The organism is Halobacterium yunchengense (assembly GCF_037031165.1).
In the GTDB taxonomy this organism is placed as follows: Archaea; Halobacteriota; Halobacteria; order Halobacteriales; family Halobacteriaceae; genus Halobacterium; species Halobacterium yunchengense.
Genome location: NZ_JAYEZL010000002.1, coordinates 339,441 through 353,601 on the forward strand (window position 1 = coordinate 339,441; position 14,161 = coordinate 353,601).

General features: G+C 71.1%; 12 protein-coding genes. 1 reads left to right on the forward strand and 11 read right to left on the reverse strand.

What is annotated here, in order from left to right; translation table 11 throughout:
- Positions 1-54 precede the first annotated feature (54 nt).
- The 11 genes from U5911_RS06915 to U5911_RS06965 form a co-directional block, all read right to left on the reverse strand.
- Positions 55-2,007 carry a CocE/NonD family hydrolase gene (locus tag U5911_RS06915; protein ID WP_336036225.1) on the reverse strand — a complete coding sequence of 651 codons (1,953 nt, stop codon included), beginning with the start codon at positions 2,005-2,007 and terminating at the stop codon, positions 55-57.
- A 72-nt stretch (positions 2,008-2,079) separates the two neighbouring features.
- Positions 2,080-3,816: an ABC transporter substrate-binding protein gene (locus U5911_RS06920; protein ID WP_336036226.1), complete on the reverse strand. Its 1,737-nt coding sequence runs from the start codon at positions 3,814-3,816 to the stop codon at positions 2,080-2,082.
- A 68-nt stretch (positions 3,817-3,884) separates the two neighbouring features.
- Positions 3,885-5,051: a hypothetical protein gene (locus tag U5911_RS06925; RefSeq protein ID WP_336036227.1), complete on the reverse strand. Its 1,167-nt coding sequence runs from the start codon at positions 5,049-5,051 to the stop codon at positions 3,885-3,887.
- A gap of 70 nt (positions 5,052-5,121) precedes the next feature.
- The gene (locus U5911_RS06930; protein WP_336036228.1) at positions 5,122-6,492 is read right to left on the reverse strand and encodes an ABC transporter ATP-binding protein; all 1,371 of its coding nucleotides are present in this window, start codon (positions 6,490-6,492) and stop codon (positions 5,122-5,124) included.
- Entirely contained in the window at positions 6,489-7,655 is a 1,167-nt protein-coding gene (locus tag U5911_RS06935) for an ABC transporter ATP-binding protein (RefSeq protein WP_336036229.1), read from the reverse strand. The genes U5911_RS06930 and U5911_RS06935 overlap by 4 nt, the downstream gene beginning before the upstream one ends.
- Positions 7,652-8,557: an ABC transporter permease gene (locus tag U5911_RS06940; RefSeq protein WP_336036230.1), complete on the reverse strand. Its 906-nt coding sequence runs from the start codon at positions 8,555-8,557 to the stop codon at positions 7,652-7,654. Before U5911_RS06940 ends, U5911_RS06935 begins: the two co-directional genes overlap by 4 nt.
- Before the next feature lie 2 nt (positions 8,558-8,559).
- Positions 8,560-9,531, reverse strand: a complete 972-nt coding sequence (locus U5911_RS06945; protein ID WP_336036231.1) for an ABC transporter permease — start codon at positions 9,529-9,531, stop codon at positions 8,560-8,562.
- Between the two features lie 137 nt (positions 9,532-9,668).
- On the reverse strand, positions 9,669-10,427 hold the full coding sequence (locus tag U5911_RS06950; RefSeq protein ID WP_336036232.1) for an IclR family transcriptional regulator: 759 nt from the start codon (positions 10,425-10,427) through the stop codon (positions 9,669-9,671).
- A 763-nt stretch (positions 10,428-11,190) separates the two neighbouring features.
- Complete coding sequence (gene rnhB, locus U5911_RS06955) at positions 11,191-11,862, reverse strand: ribonuclease HII (protein WP_336036233.1); 672 nt, start codon at positions 11,860-11,862, stop codon at positions 11,191-11,193.
- A gap of 7 nt (positions 11,863-11,869) precedes the next feature.
- Positions 11,870-13,150 (reverse strand): tRNA pseudouridine(54/55) synthase Pus10, encoded by a 1,281-nt coding sequence (locus U5911_RS06960; protein ID WP_336036234.1) that lies wholly within the window; start codon positions 13,148-13,150, stop codon positions 11,870-11,872.
- 104 nt (positions 13,151-13,254) lie between these two features.
- On the reverse strand, positions 13,255-13,488 hold the full coding sequence (locus U5911_RS06965; protein ID WP_336036235.1) for a hypothetical protein: 234 nt from the start codon (positions 13,486-13,488) through the stop codon (positions 13,255-13,257).
- Between the two features lie 82 nt (positions 13,489-13,570).
- Here U5911_RS06965 and trmY point away from each other — a divergent pair, with 82 nt between their 5' ends.
- A complete protein-coding gene (gene trmY, locus U5911_RS06970) occupies positions 13,571-14,161 on the forward strand; it encodes a tRNA (pseudouridine(54)-N(1))-methyltransferase TrmY (protein ID WP_336036236.1) in 591 nt (196 codons plus the stop codon).

Sequence of the window (14,161 nt, forward strand, 5' to 3'; positions counted from 1 at the left end):
CGGGCCGGCAGCGGCCTGCGGCGCGGCGTCACCGCCCGGGCGACCGCCGGGCCGTCACCGCACCCAGCGCTCCTCGAAGACCGTCGCGTCGCCGACCTCGACGCGCGTCTCCGCGCTGGTGACCGGCGGTCCGATGCGGTTCTCCGCGACGACGCGGACCGCCTCGTCGCCGTAGTCGACGACGAGTTCGATGCGGTTCGAGACCCGCAGGGAGGCCGGGTCGTCGGCGTCGACGGCGGCCCGGCACGACGACTCCCGGGAGAACGTCTCCGCGTGGGGGAGCGTCGCTGCCGCCGACTGCTGGAGCCGTACCGTCGCGCCGTCGCCGGGCCGCTCCCGCGCGACCGTCCAGGACCCGTCGCTGTCGGTCAGGAACGGGGACGTCGTCGGGACGGCCCCGTCGGGCGGCGACGCCGCGACGTCGTCCGCGAACGCCACGCTCGCCAGCTCGCGCCCGGGGAACGAGACGCTCGTGCGCGACCCCGGCCGCGAGCGGACGGTGAACGACCCGTGGGCGCTCGCGGGCCGTGTCACCGGGAAGTGCGCGGCGGACACCGCCAGCCGGAGCCGGTGGCCGGCCTCGAAGACGTGGGACGTCGGTTGCAGCGGGACGACGGTGCGTCCCGCGTCGTCGGTCTCGAGGTGGTCGGTCCGGCCGGTCGCGTGCGTGACGACCCGTCCCGTGTCGTCCGGCGCGACGTCGACCAGGCGGACCGACAGCACGTGCGGCGCCGCGGACGAGTCGAGGTCGACGGTCGCGCGCCCGGTCCCGGTGAGTTCGACCGGCGCCTCGAGCGCGTCCGAGTCGAAGCAGACCGACCGGCGGTCGTCGGGCGTCGTGTCCACCGGCGGACTCCCCGCTCCGCCGCCCGGCACGGACGCCACGCCGACCGTGTGGTCGAACTCGGTGGTCCGTTCGACGCGGCTGTCGCCCGTCGTGTCGGCGTCGACGAGCCCGTTCGCCGTCGCGTCGAACCGCACGTCGTCGCCCTCGCCGACCCGCGGCCACCGGTCGCGGCCGCGCCAGACGCCGCCGTCGACCTCGCCGCCGCCGTCCGTCTCCGTCCAGTACTGGATCCGGGGGCGGTCGAGCGCGCCCGTCTCCTCGCCCTTCAGGAAGTGGTCGAACCACTCGACGACCTGCCGCCGGAAGTCGATGCTGGACTCGCGACCGCGGTGGGGCATCGTGTGCCGCCACGGCCCCAGGAGCAGTCGCTTCGGCGCGTCCGCCGCCTCGAAGTACTCGAGGGTGTCCCGCGTGTAGGAGTCCCGCCAGCCGCCGACGGCGAGCATCGGCACGTCGATCTCCTCGACCGGGATGACCGTGTCGTCCCAGAACGGGTCCGACGGCCCGTGGTCGAGGAACTGGAACAGCCACGGGTCGCTGTCGCGGACGCCGTCGAGTCGCTGTCGCCACGCCGCCCAGCCCGCCTCGTCGTCCCGGCGGCTCGGCGGCTTCACGTCCAGGGCCTGCATCAGCGTCAGCCAGTTGATGCCGATGTTCAGCAGTTCGAAGGCGCCGCCGTGGGTGTACGCGTTCCGGTAGCCCTCGTAGGGCGTGTGTATCGGGACGATGGCGTCGAGGGCGTCGGCGTCCTGGGCCGCGGCGTCCAGGGCCGTGATGCCGCCGTAGGACTTCCCGAACATCCCGACTGAGTCGGTCGTCCAGTCGCGGTCGGCGAGCCACTCGACGATCGCGGCGGCCTCCCGGCCCTCCCGCCGGACGAACATCTTCTCGATCCGGCCACTCGACCCGCCGGTGCCGAGCATGTTGGAGACGACCACCTCGTAGCCGTTCCGCGCGAGGTACCGCACGAGGGGGTCGTAGCCGCCGAACGTGATGAGGTCGTCTTTCGGGTACGGGACGTGCATGAGCAGCGCCGGCAGCGGGCCGTCCTCGTCACTCGGGCTGTACCTCGTCGCGGCGACCTCCTCGTCGCCGACCGGGACTCGGAGCGTGGTGTCGCGAACGACGCCGTCGTCGATTCGTGGTTCGTGTCGTGACATTCGTGTTCGGAGGGTAGTCGACAGCGGTTCGGCTCCGCGGCCGCCTGGCGCGCCCGCCCGGGGGCGGCGCGGTCACTGCGAGAGCCAGACGTCCTCGAACTGCATGTACGCGGTGGGGTAGACGTCGAAGTTGTTCACCCGCGTGCGGAAGCCGTGCGAGACGTTGTTCCAGAGGATGAACGGCTGGGGCATGTCGTCGGTGATCTCCCGCTGGGCCGTCCGGTAGTGCTCCTTGCGCTCCTCCCGGTCGGGGGTCTTCCGCGCCTTCTCCATCGCCTCGTCGGCCGCCTCGTTCGAGTAGTAGCTGTAGTTGAACGGCACCCCGGAGTGGAACGTCGCGTACGTGTAGTCGTCCGCGGAGAACCCCCACGTGAAGTTCTCGATCATCGAGTGGAAGCTCTCCGGGGGGATCGACTCGTCCTCCCAGCCGCCGACCAGCGGGTCGTAGGTCGTCCCCTTCGAGGCGGGTTCGACGGACATCTCGAGGCCGGCGTCCTGGTAGTTCCGCTGGAGGATCTTCGCGACGTCGACGAACTTCGGCTGGTTCGTCGGCTCGCACTTGAACTCGAAGCCCGTGTGGCCGGCCTCCTCGAGCAGCGACTGCGCCTGCTCGGGGTCGTGGTCGTAGGTGACGCAGGCCTCCTCGTCGTACGCCCAGTGCCAGGGCGGGATGGGGCTGTGCGCGACGGTCGCGTAGCCCTGGAACTTCGTCTGGACGACGGCCTCCCTGTTGGCGGCGTACAGCAGCGCCTTCCGCACCTTCTTGTTCGTGAACGGCTCGAAGTTGCGCGTGTTCACCCACTGGTTGGTCTTCGAGGAGCTGGCCTTCGAGACGACGTCGACGTTCTCGGCGTCTTTCACGCTGTCGATGTCGGTGGCGGCCGTCGACTCGTCGATGTCGATGTCGCCGGCCTGCAGGGCCGTCGACCGCGTCGAGCTCTCGGGCGCCACCTCGTAGACGAGCTCGTCGACGTACGGGAGCTGTCCGCCCTCGCCCTCCTTGAAGTAGTCCGGGTTCGCCTCGTAGACGTAACTCGACCCGGACGTGGACTCCTCCGGCCGGTAGATGAACGGGCCGGTCGCCCAGACGCCGGTCGAGGCGGTCCCGAAGTCCTCGCCGTGCTCCTCGACGGCCTCCATCGGGACGATGGTGAACCAGCCGAACGCCGACATCTTCGCCTGCTTGATGAGGAACGGCGCGAACGGCTCCGCGAGTTCGAACGTCACCTCGTACTCGCCGGTCTTCCGGACCGTCTCCTCGGGGTCGATGTCCTCGCCGACGAGCACGCCCTGGTAGGTGCTCCGGCCGTACGCGCCGTAGTCGGCGTCGAGGATGGTCCGCCAGTTCTCGACGACGTCGTCGGCGGTCAGTTCGCGGTCGTACGGCGGGTGGAACTGCACGCCCTCCCGGAGCGTGAACGTGTACGTGGTGCCGTCCTCGGAGATCTCCGGCATCTCGGCGGCCAGGTCCGGGACGATGTCGCCCTCCGGCGTCGCCATGACCAGCGCGTTCCCGAAGTTCTCCGCCATCGTCGACCCCGTCGTGCCGGGGATCTTGTGGGGGTGCAGCGTGTCGAAGTCCGACTGCATCGCGACGGTGAGCGTCCCGCCGGACTGGATCTCGCTGGGGTCCGCTGTCGTCTCCTCGCTGCCGCCGACGGTGTCGGCGCCGGCGTCCTCCGTCGTCCCGCCGTCGCCGTCGCCGTCGCCGCCGCCGCTACAGCCGGCGAGCATCGACCCGGCGCCGGCGGCGCCCGTCAGCCGCAGAAACTTGCGTCTACCGATTCCGCTATTGGCACTGGATGCCATGGAAACACCCCTTCGCTCCAACCTCATTAACGTTGGGGACGAGTAGCACGGTCCGGCCGCTCGCCCGCCTACGGGACCCGAATCCGGACGCGCTCGGCGTGGCCGGCGGGCTCCGGGCCGTCGACGAGAATCTGCTCGACGGACCGCGGCCGCGCCGACTCGGGCTCCACGACGCCGACGGCGAGGTAGTAGACGTGGAGCCCCGGCAGCGCGCCCGGCGGGCCGCGGAGCCGGAGTCGCAGGTGGCCGCCGGCCGGCAGCGACGACGCGCGGAAACACGCGGCCGAGCCGTCCAGCCAGCGCTCCGCCCCGTCGCCGTCGACGAGCGCCGCGTCGACGCTCGCCGCGTCCGGCACGCTCGCCCGCACCCGGAGGTAGGCCTCGCTGGTCAGCCGGCCGGCCCGGAACCACTCGGGGTTCGAGTGGTCGGCCGCGACGCCGACGACGCGGGCCGGCCAGTAGTCCCCGTCCCTGAGCAGAGCGCTCCGGACCAGTTCCAGCGCGCGTTCGTCGTCGCCGTCGCGGTGGTGCGCCCACGCGGCCAGCACGCGCGCCGCCGTCCCGGCGGCCGCCGCACCGGCTTCGGCCGCCGCGTCGACGCCGTCCTCGAACGCCCCGGCGGCGGCCGCGAGGTCGCCGGCCGCTGCGGCCTCGCCGCCACGCTCGAGCGCGTCGGCCGTCGCGGCGTCGTCCGCGAGCGGCGCGAGCAGTGCCGGGTCGCGCGCGCCGAAGAACTCGTAGACGGCGCACGACGACGGGGCGAGGTCGAGCGCGGCGTCGTGGTCGACCACGAACGTGGCGTCGCGCGCCGAGAGCTCGTCGACGACGCGACCGACGACGTCGGCGACGACCTGCTCGTCGTCGATCGGCTCGCCGTCGTCCCGTTCGCGGTCGGCCGGTTCGCCGACGCCGCCCGCGCTCTCCTCGCCGGTGGTCGAGCGCTCGGCGTCCTCGACGGCCTGGACGGCGGCGAGGCGGTCGAGGGCGCCCGCGACGACGTCGCGCTCGGCGGCGTCGGTCACCTCGCGGTACGCGTCCCGGAGCGCGCGCTCGGAGGCGTCGTCCGCGAGCACGGACCCCCGGTCGCTCACGAGGCCGTCGAGGCCGTTCAGGACGACCGTCTCCGTCGGTCCGTCGTCGGCCCGGGCGCCCCCAGCGGTCGGTTCGCCGGCGTCGACGGCATCGGCCGCTCCGGCCGGGCCGTCCGCTCCGTCCCGCTCTCCCGGCGACGTCATCGGCGTCCACCCCCGGCTCGAGGACCGCGGACCGTCCGGCCGACGCCGTCGACCGGCGGGACAGCGCGAGTCACGCGTCCTCCGGGCCCGGCGTCTCCACGTCCGGGTCGTGGTGGTGGCAGGCGACCATCCGGTCGTCCGCGTCGAGGTCGCGCGGCACGGCCTCCCCGCAGACGGTCCGGAACTCCTCGTCGAGCGCGTCGACGGCCGCCGCCCGGTCGCCGTCGACGAGCCGCTCGATCGCCGCCCGGACGGGCCCCTCGACGCCCGGCGGCGGGTCGACCGTCGTGTCCTGGATGCCCCCAGCCGCGATGTGTTTCTCGTACAGTTCGTCCGCGAGCGTCGCCGCGGAGACGTCCCCCTCGCGCTCGGACTCGAGTTTCGTCCGGAGCGCCGACGGCTCGACAGTCCCGTTCGCCACGCGGTGCTTGAAGTGGAGGACGCGGCGCCAGAGCGCCTGGTCGTGCTCCCAGTCGGCCGGCTGGACGACCTTCGGACACCGCGGGTGGAACCGGCAGCCGCTCGGCGGGTCGATGGGCGTCGGCACGTCGCCCGCCAGCTCGATGCGCTCGCGGGAGTCCGCGGGGTCCGGCGTCGGGATGCTCGAGACGAGCACCTCCGAGTAGGGGTGTTTCGGGTCCGCGAACAGCTCGTCGGTGGGCGCCTCCTCGACCACCTCGCCGAGGTACATCACTGCGACGCGGTCGCAGACGTTCCGGACGACGCTGAGGTCGTGGCTGATGAACAGCATCGTCAGGTCCATCTCCTCGGAGAGCTCCGAGAGCAGGTTCAGGATGCGCGCCTGCACGCTGACGTCGAGGGCGCTCACCGGCTCGTCGGCGACGACCAGCGACGGCTCCACCGACAGCGCCCGCGCGATGGCGACGCGCTGGCGCTGCCCGCCGCTGAACTCGTGGGGGTACCGGTCGAGGTGCTCCTCGCCGAGGCCCACTCGCTCGACGAGGTCCGCGGCCCGCTCCCGGCGGTCCGCGTCGGAGTCCCCGACGCCGTGGACGGCCATCGGCTCCGTGATCGTCTGCTCGACCGTGTACCGGGGGTTCAGCGACGAGAATGGGTCCTGGAAGATCATCTGGGCCTCGCTCCGGAACGACCGGAGCTGCCGCCGCGACAGCGACGTGAGGTCCTCGCCCTCGAAGTAGACCGACCCCGCCGTCGGCTCGAGCAACTGGAGTGCGGTCCGCGCGAGCGTGCTCTTCCCGCAGCCGCTCTCGCCGACCAGCCCCAGGGTGTCGCCGGCCCGGACCGCGAGGTCGACGTCGTCGACGGCGCGGACCCGCCGGACCGACTGGTCCGGGCGGAGCCGCCGGATCAGCGAGTCGTCGTCCGTGAAGTACTTCTTCAGGCCCTCGATGCGGAGCACGGCGTCGCCGCGGTCGGCAGCCGCGCCGACCGCCTCGCCGCCCGCCAGTGTGTCACTCATTGTGGGTCCTCCCAGATGCACGCGCTGTAGTGGTCGTCGTCGACCGCCCGGAGCCGGGGGTCGGTCTGTTCGCAGTCCTCGACCGCGTACGGACACCGCGCCGCGAACGTACACCCCTCCGGGAGGTCGTGGAGCTCCGGCACGTCGCCCTCGATGGGCGACAATTCGGCGTCGTCCGCGCGCGGGTCCGGGACGCAGTCGAGCAGCCCCTTCGTGTAGGGGTGTCGCGGGTCCTGGAACACGTCCTCGACGTCGCCGTACTCGACGATGCGGCCCGCGTACATCACGGCGACGCGGTCGCAGACCTCCGCGACGACCGCGAGGTCGTGGGTCACCAGCAGGACGGCCATGCCCAGTTCGTCGTTCAGGTCGTCGATGAGGTCCAGGATCTGGGCCTCGATGGTGACGTCGAGGTCGGTCGTCGGCTCGTCGGCGACCAGGAGGTCGGGCTCGCAGGCCAGCGCCATCGCGATCATCGCGCGCTGGCGCATCCCGCCCGAGAACTGGTGGGGGTAGTCGTCGACGCGGTCCTCCGCGCTCGGGATGCCGACCTCGCGCATCAGCTCCGCGGCGCGGCTGCGCGAGGCGTCCTTGCTCAGGTCCCGGTGGACGCGCAGCGGCTCGCCGACCTGCCAGCCGACGTCGAACACGGGGTTCAGCGCGGACATCGGCTCCTGGAACACGAGCGAGATCTCGCTGCCGCGGACGGACCGCAGTTCGGACTCGGACTTCCCGAGGACGTCCTCGCCCTTGAACCGGACTTCGCCGTCGGCGACGTAGCCCGGCGACGGCACGAGGTCAAGCAGCGACCGGCTCGTGACGCTCTTCCCGGAGCCGCTCTCGCCGACCAGGCCGAGGATCTCGCCCTCGCGGATCTCGAAGGAGACGCCGTCGGCCGCGCGGACGACCCCCTCGTCGGTGTCGAAGCGCGTGTGGAGGTCCCGCACGGACAGGAGGGGGTCGTCGCCGCCGCGGATGCGCTCGTGCTCCGCGTCGCTGCCCGGCGTCGAGCGCGCCCCGTGGTCGCGCTCGCGGTCGGCGTCGCCGTCGACCGCGTTCGTTTCTCCCTGGTCTGGGACCGCGTTCGTTTCTCCCTGGTCTGGGGCCGCGGTCGTTTCGGCGTCGCCCTCGACCGCGCCGGTCTCGGCGTTCGAGTCGGTCACGCCTCGCCACCTCCCTCGGTCACCGACCGCGGGTCGAACTCGTCGCGGAGCCCGTCCCCCAGGAGGTTGAACGACAGCACCGTCACCATGATCGCCAGGCCGGCGAACGTCGAGATCCACCACGCCTCCGGGAGGTAGTCGCGGCCGTTGGAGATCATCACGCCCCACGTCGGCTTCGGCGGCTGGACGCCCAGCCCCAGGAACGAGAGGGACGCCTCGAGGATGATGGCGGTCGCGATGTGGTACGTGCCCTGGACGAGCACGGGCGTCAGCGCGTTCGGGACGATGTGCTTCCCGAGGATGGAGAGGTGGCTGAGCCCGGTGTTCTCCGCGGCCTCGACGTACTCCTCCTCCTTGACGGTGAGCACCTCGCCGCGTATCACGCGTGCGTACTGGGGCGAGTAGACGATGCCCACCACCAGTATCACCTTCTCGATGCCGGCGCCGAGCGCGCCGATGAGCGCGAGGCCGAGCACGAGCGCCGGCACCGAGATGACCATGTCCATCGTCCGCATGATGAGTTCGTCGACGACGCCGCCCGCGTAGCCGGCGACGCTGCCGAGCGGCACGCCGATGGCGATGGCCATGGCGACGGCGACCGTGCCAACGAGCAGCGACGCGCGCGCCCCGAAGATGAGCCGGGAGAGCACGTCCCTGCCGGTGAGGTCGGTGCCCATCGGGTGTTCGACTGACGGCCCCTGCAGGGAGGCGTCGTAGTGCTGGGCGGCCGGTCCGTACGGCGAGATCACCGGCGCCAGGAGCGCCGCGACCACGATGGCGACGATGACCCACAGCGAGACCTTCGCGCTCGCGTCGAGGCGGCCGTAGACGCCCTTCGCCGCCGCCAGTTTCGCCCTCGGTACGCCGGGCAGCGCGCTCCGGATGGTGTTCGTGTCTGTCATTGTTAGTCGTAGGAGATTCTCGGGTCGAGGAACGCGTACAGCAGGTCCACGACGAGGTTCGCCACGATGAACACGACCGCGATGAACAGGATGAGCCCCTGGATGAGCGGCATGTCCTGGTCGAGGACGGCGCCGTACAGCAGGCGGCCGATGCCCGGCCACTGGAAGACCTCCTCGACGACGATGGAGCCGTTGAACAGGAACCCGATGTTCATCCCGAGCACGGTCACGACCGGGATGAGCGCGTTCCGGAACGCGTGCACGAGGACGACGACCGACTCCTTGACGCCCTTCGAGCGCGCCGTCTCGACGTACTCCTCGTTGAGGACGTCGACCATCGCCGAGCGCGTCATCCGCGCGGTCAGCGCGGAGTAGCCGACGCCGAGCGTGACGCCCGGGGCGACGACCGACCGTGCCCACGCGCCCAGCCCCTCGCTGGGCGGCGTGTACCCGCCGGCCGGGATGAGCCCCTCGCCGAACCACTGTCCCCAGAACAGCGCGAACACGAGGATGACCATGATGCCCAGCCAGAACGCCGGGATGCTGATGCCCAGGAACGCGACGACGCGACCGAGGTGGTCGACCCACGTGTCCTTGTACACCGCGCTCGCGACGCCAGTGGGGATGGCGATGAACGTCGCCACGAGCAACGCGACGAGCGACAGCTGTGCGGTCGGCCAGACGCGGGACGCGATCAGGTCGAAGACGGGCTCCCCGAGCACGTACGAGCGCCCGAGGTCGCCGGTGGCGGCGTTCGTGAACCAGCTCCAGTACTGGACGTACAGCGGCTCGCCGAGTTCCAGGCGCTGGGTGAGCCGTGCGACGTTGGCGTCGGTGCGCTGGTTCGGCGGCAGTATCGTCGATACCGGGTCGCCGGGCGTGAGCTTGACCAGCAGGAACACGCCGACGGACACCCCGACCAGCACTGGCACCGCCAGCAGGACCCGCTTGAGGGTGTAGTTGGCGAAACCCATGCTACCACATGTCTCGATTCGACCGCCAAAAGCGTGTCGGTGGCGGGAGCGGCCGCGAGCGCCCGTCTGCGTCCCGCGGCAGCCACGCTCGGCCGGTGCGGCGACTCGACGCGTCGTCCACGATCTGGGACGAGGATTCAGGACTGTAGCTCGAGGCTGATGGCTTCGGCGGTGTCCCGGACCTTCGGCGCGAGGTCGTCGTGGAGCTCCTCGAGCGAGCACCGGCTCGCCAGCCCGGAGAGGCTCACCGACCCGTACGGGCCGTCGGGGTTCTCGACCGGCGCGCCGACGGCCCGGATGCCGGGCGTGTTCTCCTCGTCGTTGACCGTGTACCCTCGCTCTCTGGCCCGCTCGACGGTCTCGAACAGCTCCTCTCGGTCCGTGATGCTGTTGTCGGTCCGCGCCGGCAGCCCGTGCTCGTCGACGACGTCGTCGATCTCGTCGTCGGTCATCGTCATCAGCACCGCCCTGCCGGCGGCCGTCGTGTGGAGGTACTCCCGGCGGCGCGCGTGCGCGAAGTTCCGGAGGTGGCGCTCCCGGTTCGCCGTCGACAGGTAGATGCCGCGCCCGAACTCCTCGACGACGAGGTTCACGGTCCGGCCGGTCTCCTCGGCGAGCCAGACGATGTTCGGTTTCCCGGTCCGGTACAGCGGCAGGCGGACGCGCGCGAAGTCACCGAAGTGCACGAACCGGTTGGCGAGCTCGTACTCGCCGTCCGTCTTCCGGACGTACTCGCGGTTCTTCAGCGTCCTGAGGTAGTTGTACACCGTACTGGACGGCGCGTCCAGGGCCTCCGCGAGCTCGGTGACGCTCGCGCGCTCGGCGTTCTTGAGGTACTCGAGGACGTCCAGCGTCCGTTCGACCGAGGACAGCGTGTTCTCCGCTTCGCCTGTCATGCGTTCACATAGTGTGTTTCCACCATGTAAAACTACTTCCGCCAGTCTGGTACTCTCAGTGTCCCGGCCCCCGGAAGGAACTCCGTCCCCGGGGCTCCTCCTGGGTCGTTCAGTTCTCACCGACCCGTTCTCCACACTGTGAAAACGACACGCCGGGACTCCCGCGGACCGCGGCGAGTACGAGCCGGCCAGGATATTACGAATATATGCCTGTAACGGAACGCGGGCGGTCTCCGGACTCGAATAACTATACCAGAACGAGATAATGAATGTATTTTTTAGGTATGAGTTCCGAGACGAGCGTCGGTACCGACGCGTCCAATGCCACAGGAACGCTTCAAGAAAGGCATATTCTCGGCTTTCAGCGAGGGGAACGAGTGTTTCCTCCGAGTCGACTCCCCTCCGAGCCACTGTCCAGCTACCTCGAGCCGCTCCACCCCTCGGACGCCCCGGCCGACCACAGTAAAACGCTCCTAAACCCAGAATTACCGTGGTACAGCTGATTACGGCGCAGCGCTTCGCCCGGCCGACCGCCGCGACGAACCGCCCGCCGGTTCATATCTACTTTCCGTCTATTCTCTAGAACAATCAGTTAAATTGTCTGTTCGTCGCGTCGAGTGCAGTGCGTCCGTCTGTCCGCCGCAGTGGACCATCCTCTCGGGCTTCGGTGCTGCTCCGTTCTGGACGAGTCCCCTACTCACGGCGACGGATGGTGTGCTGCGACCGGCACGTTGCCCCACGACGACGGTCGGAACTCGCGCGCTCAGAACTCCTCGAGGCCGGCCTGCTCGGCGGCGGCGAGCGCGTCCGCGCTCGTCTGCCAGGACGCGCGAGCGCACTCCGGCAGGGCGCCGTGCTCGCGGACGTACTCGCGGAGGAACTCGCGGGTCGTCGGGTCGCCGGGGTAGCCGGAGCCCACGTCGCCGTACTCGTCCGCGAGCGCGTCGACGTGGCTGTCGCGAGCGACCTTCGCGACCACGCTCGCCGCGGCGACGAGCGCGTACTCGTCGTCCGCGCCGTGGGCCGCGGTGACGTCGACGTCCGCCGCGACGGCGTCGGCGACGCGCCTCCCGAACCTGGCTTCGTCGACGTCGCCGGCGTCGACGTGGCCGGCGAGGCCGTCCGCCGCGACGGCGTCGAGCGCGCTCGCCTGCGCCTCCACCGTGAGCGCGTTCATGTCCGTCGCCGGGTCGTCGATGCGCGCGACCGGCACCTCCGCGACGCCGACCTCGCAGGCCGCCCGGATGGCGGCGTCCAGTTCCTCGCGGCGCGCCGCCGACAGGCGCTTCGAGTCCGCGACGCCGTCGGGAAGCCCGTCGGGGTCGCCGACGACCGCCGCCGCGAACATCGACCCGAGCACTGGCCCCTTCCCCGCTTCGTCCACGCCGAACGCGCGCGCGTCGTCCGCGTTCCCGGCCACCCCGGTCCCGGTCATCGCGCGGTCACTCCAGGAAGAACGCCTCGTCCTCGAACGCCTCGTCCTCGCCCTCGACGGCGACGACGTCCAGCGCGGTGACCGTCGCGCCGACGCCGAGCAGACCGGCGAGGCTCGGCTCCGTGCGGCCGTCGTCGCCGGAGACGAGCTCCTTGACGTAGAGGCCGCCCTCGCCCTCGATCTCCACGACTGCGTGCGCGTCGTCGGTCAGTTCGCCGTCGATGTCGTAGACCGTGCGCGTCCGGACCTTCTCGGCGCGCCGGTGGCTGACCCGCTGGGGCGTCTCCTGCTCGATTGTCGCGCCGTCGAGTTCGTCGATTGCGGCCCGGAGGGCGGCCGCGTCGACGGGCGCGTCGAACTCGACCTGCGCGCGGTAGCGCTTCCGCGCGTCGAGTTCCTTCACGCGCTCGACCATCTCGTAGGACGCCAGCCGCACGCCCTCGACCTCGACTTTCCCCTCGGCGTACTCGTTGATGGCGGCCTCCAGGTCGTCCGTGTCGGGGTGGCGGTCCCGTGGGCGTTCGACCTCGACGACGAACGGCCGGCCCGTCCCGAGCATCAGCGCGTCGATGTCCTCGCGGCCGGCGCCGTGGAAGGACGCCTCCGTGCCGCCCATCGCCTCGACGACGGGCGGCGCGGTCAGCTGTTCGACGCTCTCGGGGTAGAGGTAGCCGGTGCCGTCGCAGTGCGGGCACGGCGAGTCCACGAGCGTCCCCGTACCGTTGCAGTCCGAGCACGGCCACTTCGTCTGGGGGATCCCGCGCTCGAGTTTCCGGTAGCGCCCGTAGACGAACGCCGAGTTCACGGTCACCTCGACGGTCTCGGCCTCGACGTCCAGCACCGCGAGCACGTCCGGCCGCGAGAAGTCGACGTCCGCGCCCGTCGCCCGCCCAACTCGCTTGCCGACCTCGCGGTTGCACTCGGACTTGAACCGTTCGCCGGCGTCCGCCTCGAGGCCGGCGAGGTCCCGCAGCATCGCCTCGTTCTCCTCGACGAGCGGCGGCGCGCGCGTCCCCACCTGGTAGGTGTCGAAGTGCTCGTCGGCGAGCGCGTCCACCACGAGGTCCGCGAACTCGTCGAAGCGCTGGGCGGCCCCCTCGCACACCCAGCACGTCTCCTCGGGTGGCTCGTAGGGCTCGTCGTCGTCGAGCGCCACGGCCGTCCGCAGCGCCCGGCCGCGCTCGGCGTTCGTCAGGCCGAAGCTCCGGTCCGCGAAACACCGCCCCACGCAGGCGTCGCAGACCGGGTCCTCCGCGAGCACCCGCTTCGCGTCCTCCAGGATGGTCATGGGCGTGTGGTCGTGGGCGCGTGGTACGTATGCTTCGGTCCCCGGTTGCCACGCCGGTCGCTCTATGCTTCGGTCCCCGGTTGCCACGCCGTCCGCTCCGCCGGTCACCACACGAACCCGAGGACGACGAACGCGACGCCGGCCACGCCGACGGCGGCCCAGAGCCAGCGCGTCAGCGACACCTTCCAGCCCGCCGGCCGGGCGTCGAGGGGGTCGCGCTGGCTCCCGATGGCGTCGTACTGTTCGTCTTTCCGGGCGACCTCGCGGGCGTTGTACGCGGCGCCGAACCCGAAGAACGCGAGGACCAGGCCGAGCAGGACGAACTCGACGGCGACCATACGGGACGCCCCACGGCGAGCCGGTATAAGTCTCCCGCCGCCTCCCGAACCACGTAAGCCCGGGGCGTGCGACAGGCCATCCATGCGCCAGTTCGTCGTGCTCGGGCACAACGCCCCCACGGACCCCGATTTCTCGCTTTCCGACCTCGCGGGCGGCGCCGGCCGCCTCGACGTGCTCTGCCGGTGCGTGAACAGCGCGCTGTTCCTCTCGCACGGCATCCGCGAGGACGTCGAAATCTCGCTCGTGCTGCGGGACGAGGTGACGGTGCGAATCGACGCCAGCGACCTCCGGTACATGAATCCGGACGAGCGCAACGTCGCCGGCCTGCTGAAGCAGGCGCTGGAGGCGAAAGACCAGGCCATCGGCCACCGCGAGGCCGAGTCGACGCCCGGCATCCACGTCTCGAAGCGCGGCTTCGAGGCGGTGCTGGACGCCCTCGACGGGACCGTCGTGGAACTCCACGAGGACGGCGACCCGCTCGCGGACGTCGAGCCGCCGGAGGACCCGGTGTTCGTGCTCTCCGACCACGAGGACTTCACCGACGCGGAGGCCAGCCTGCTCGCCGAGCGAAGCGACTGCCGGGTGCGCGTCGGCCCCGAAGTGCTGCACGCCGACCACGCGATCACGGTCGCGCACAACTACCTCGACACCGACGGCTTCACCGCCTACTGA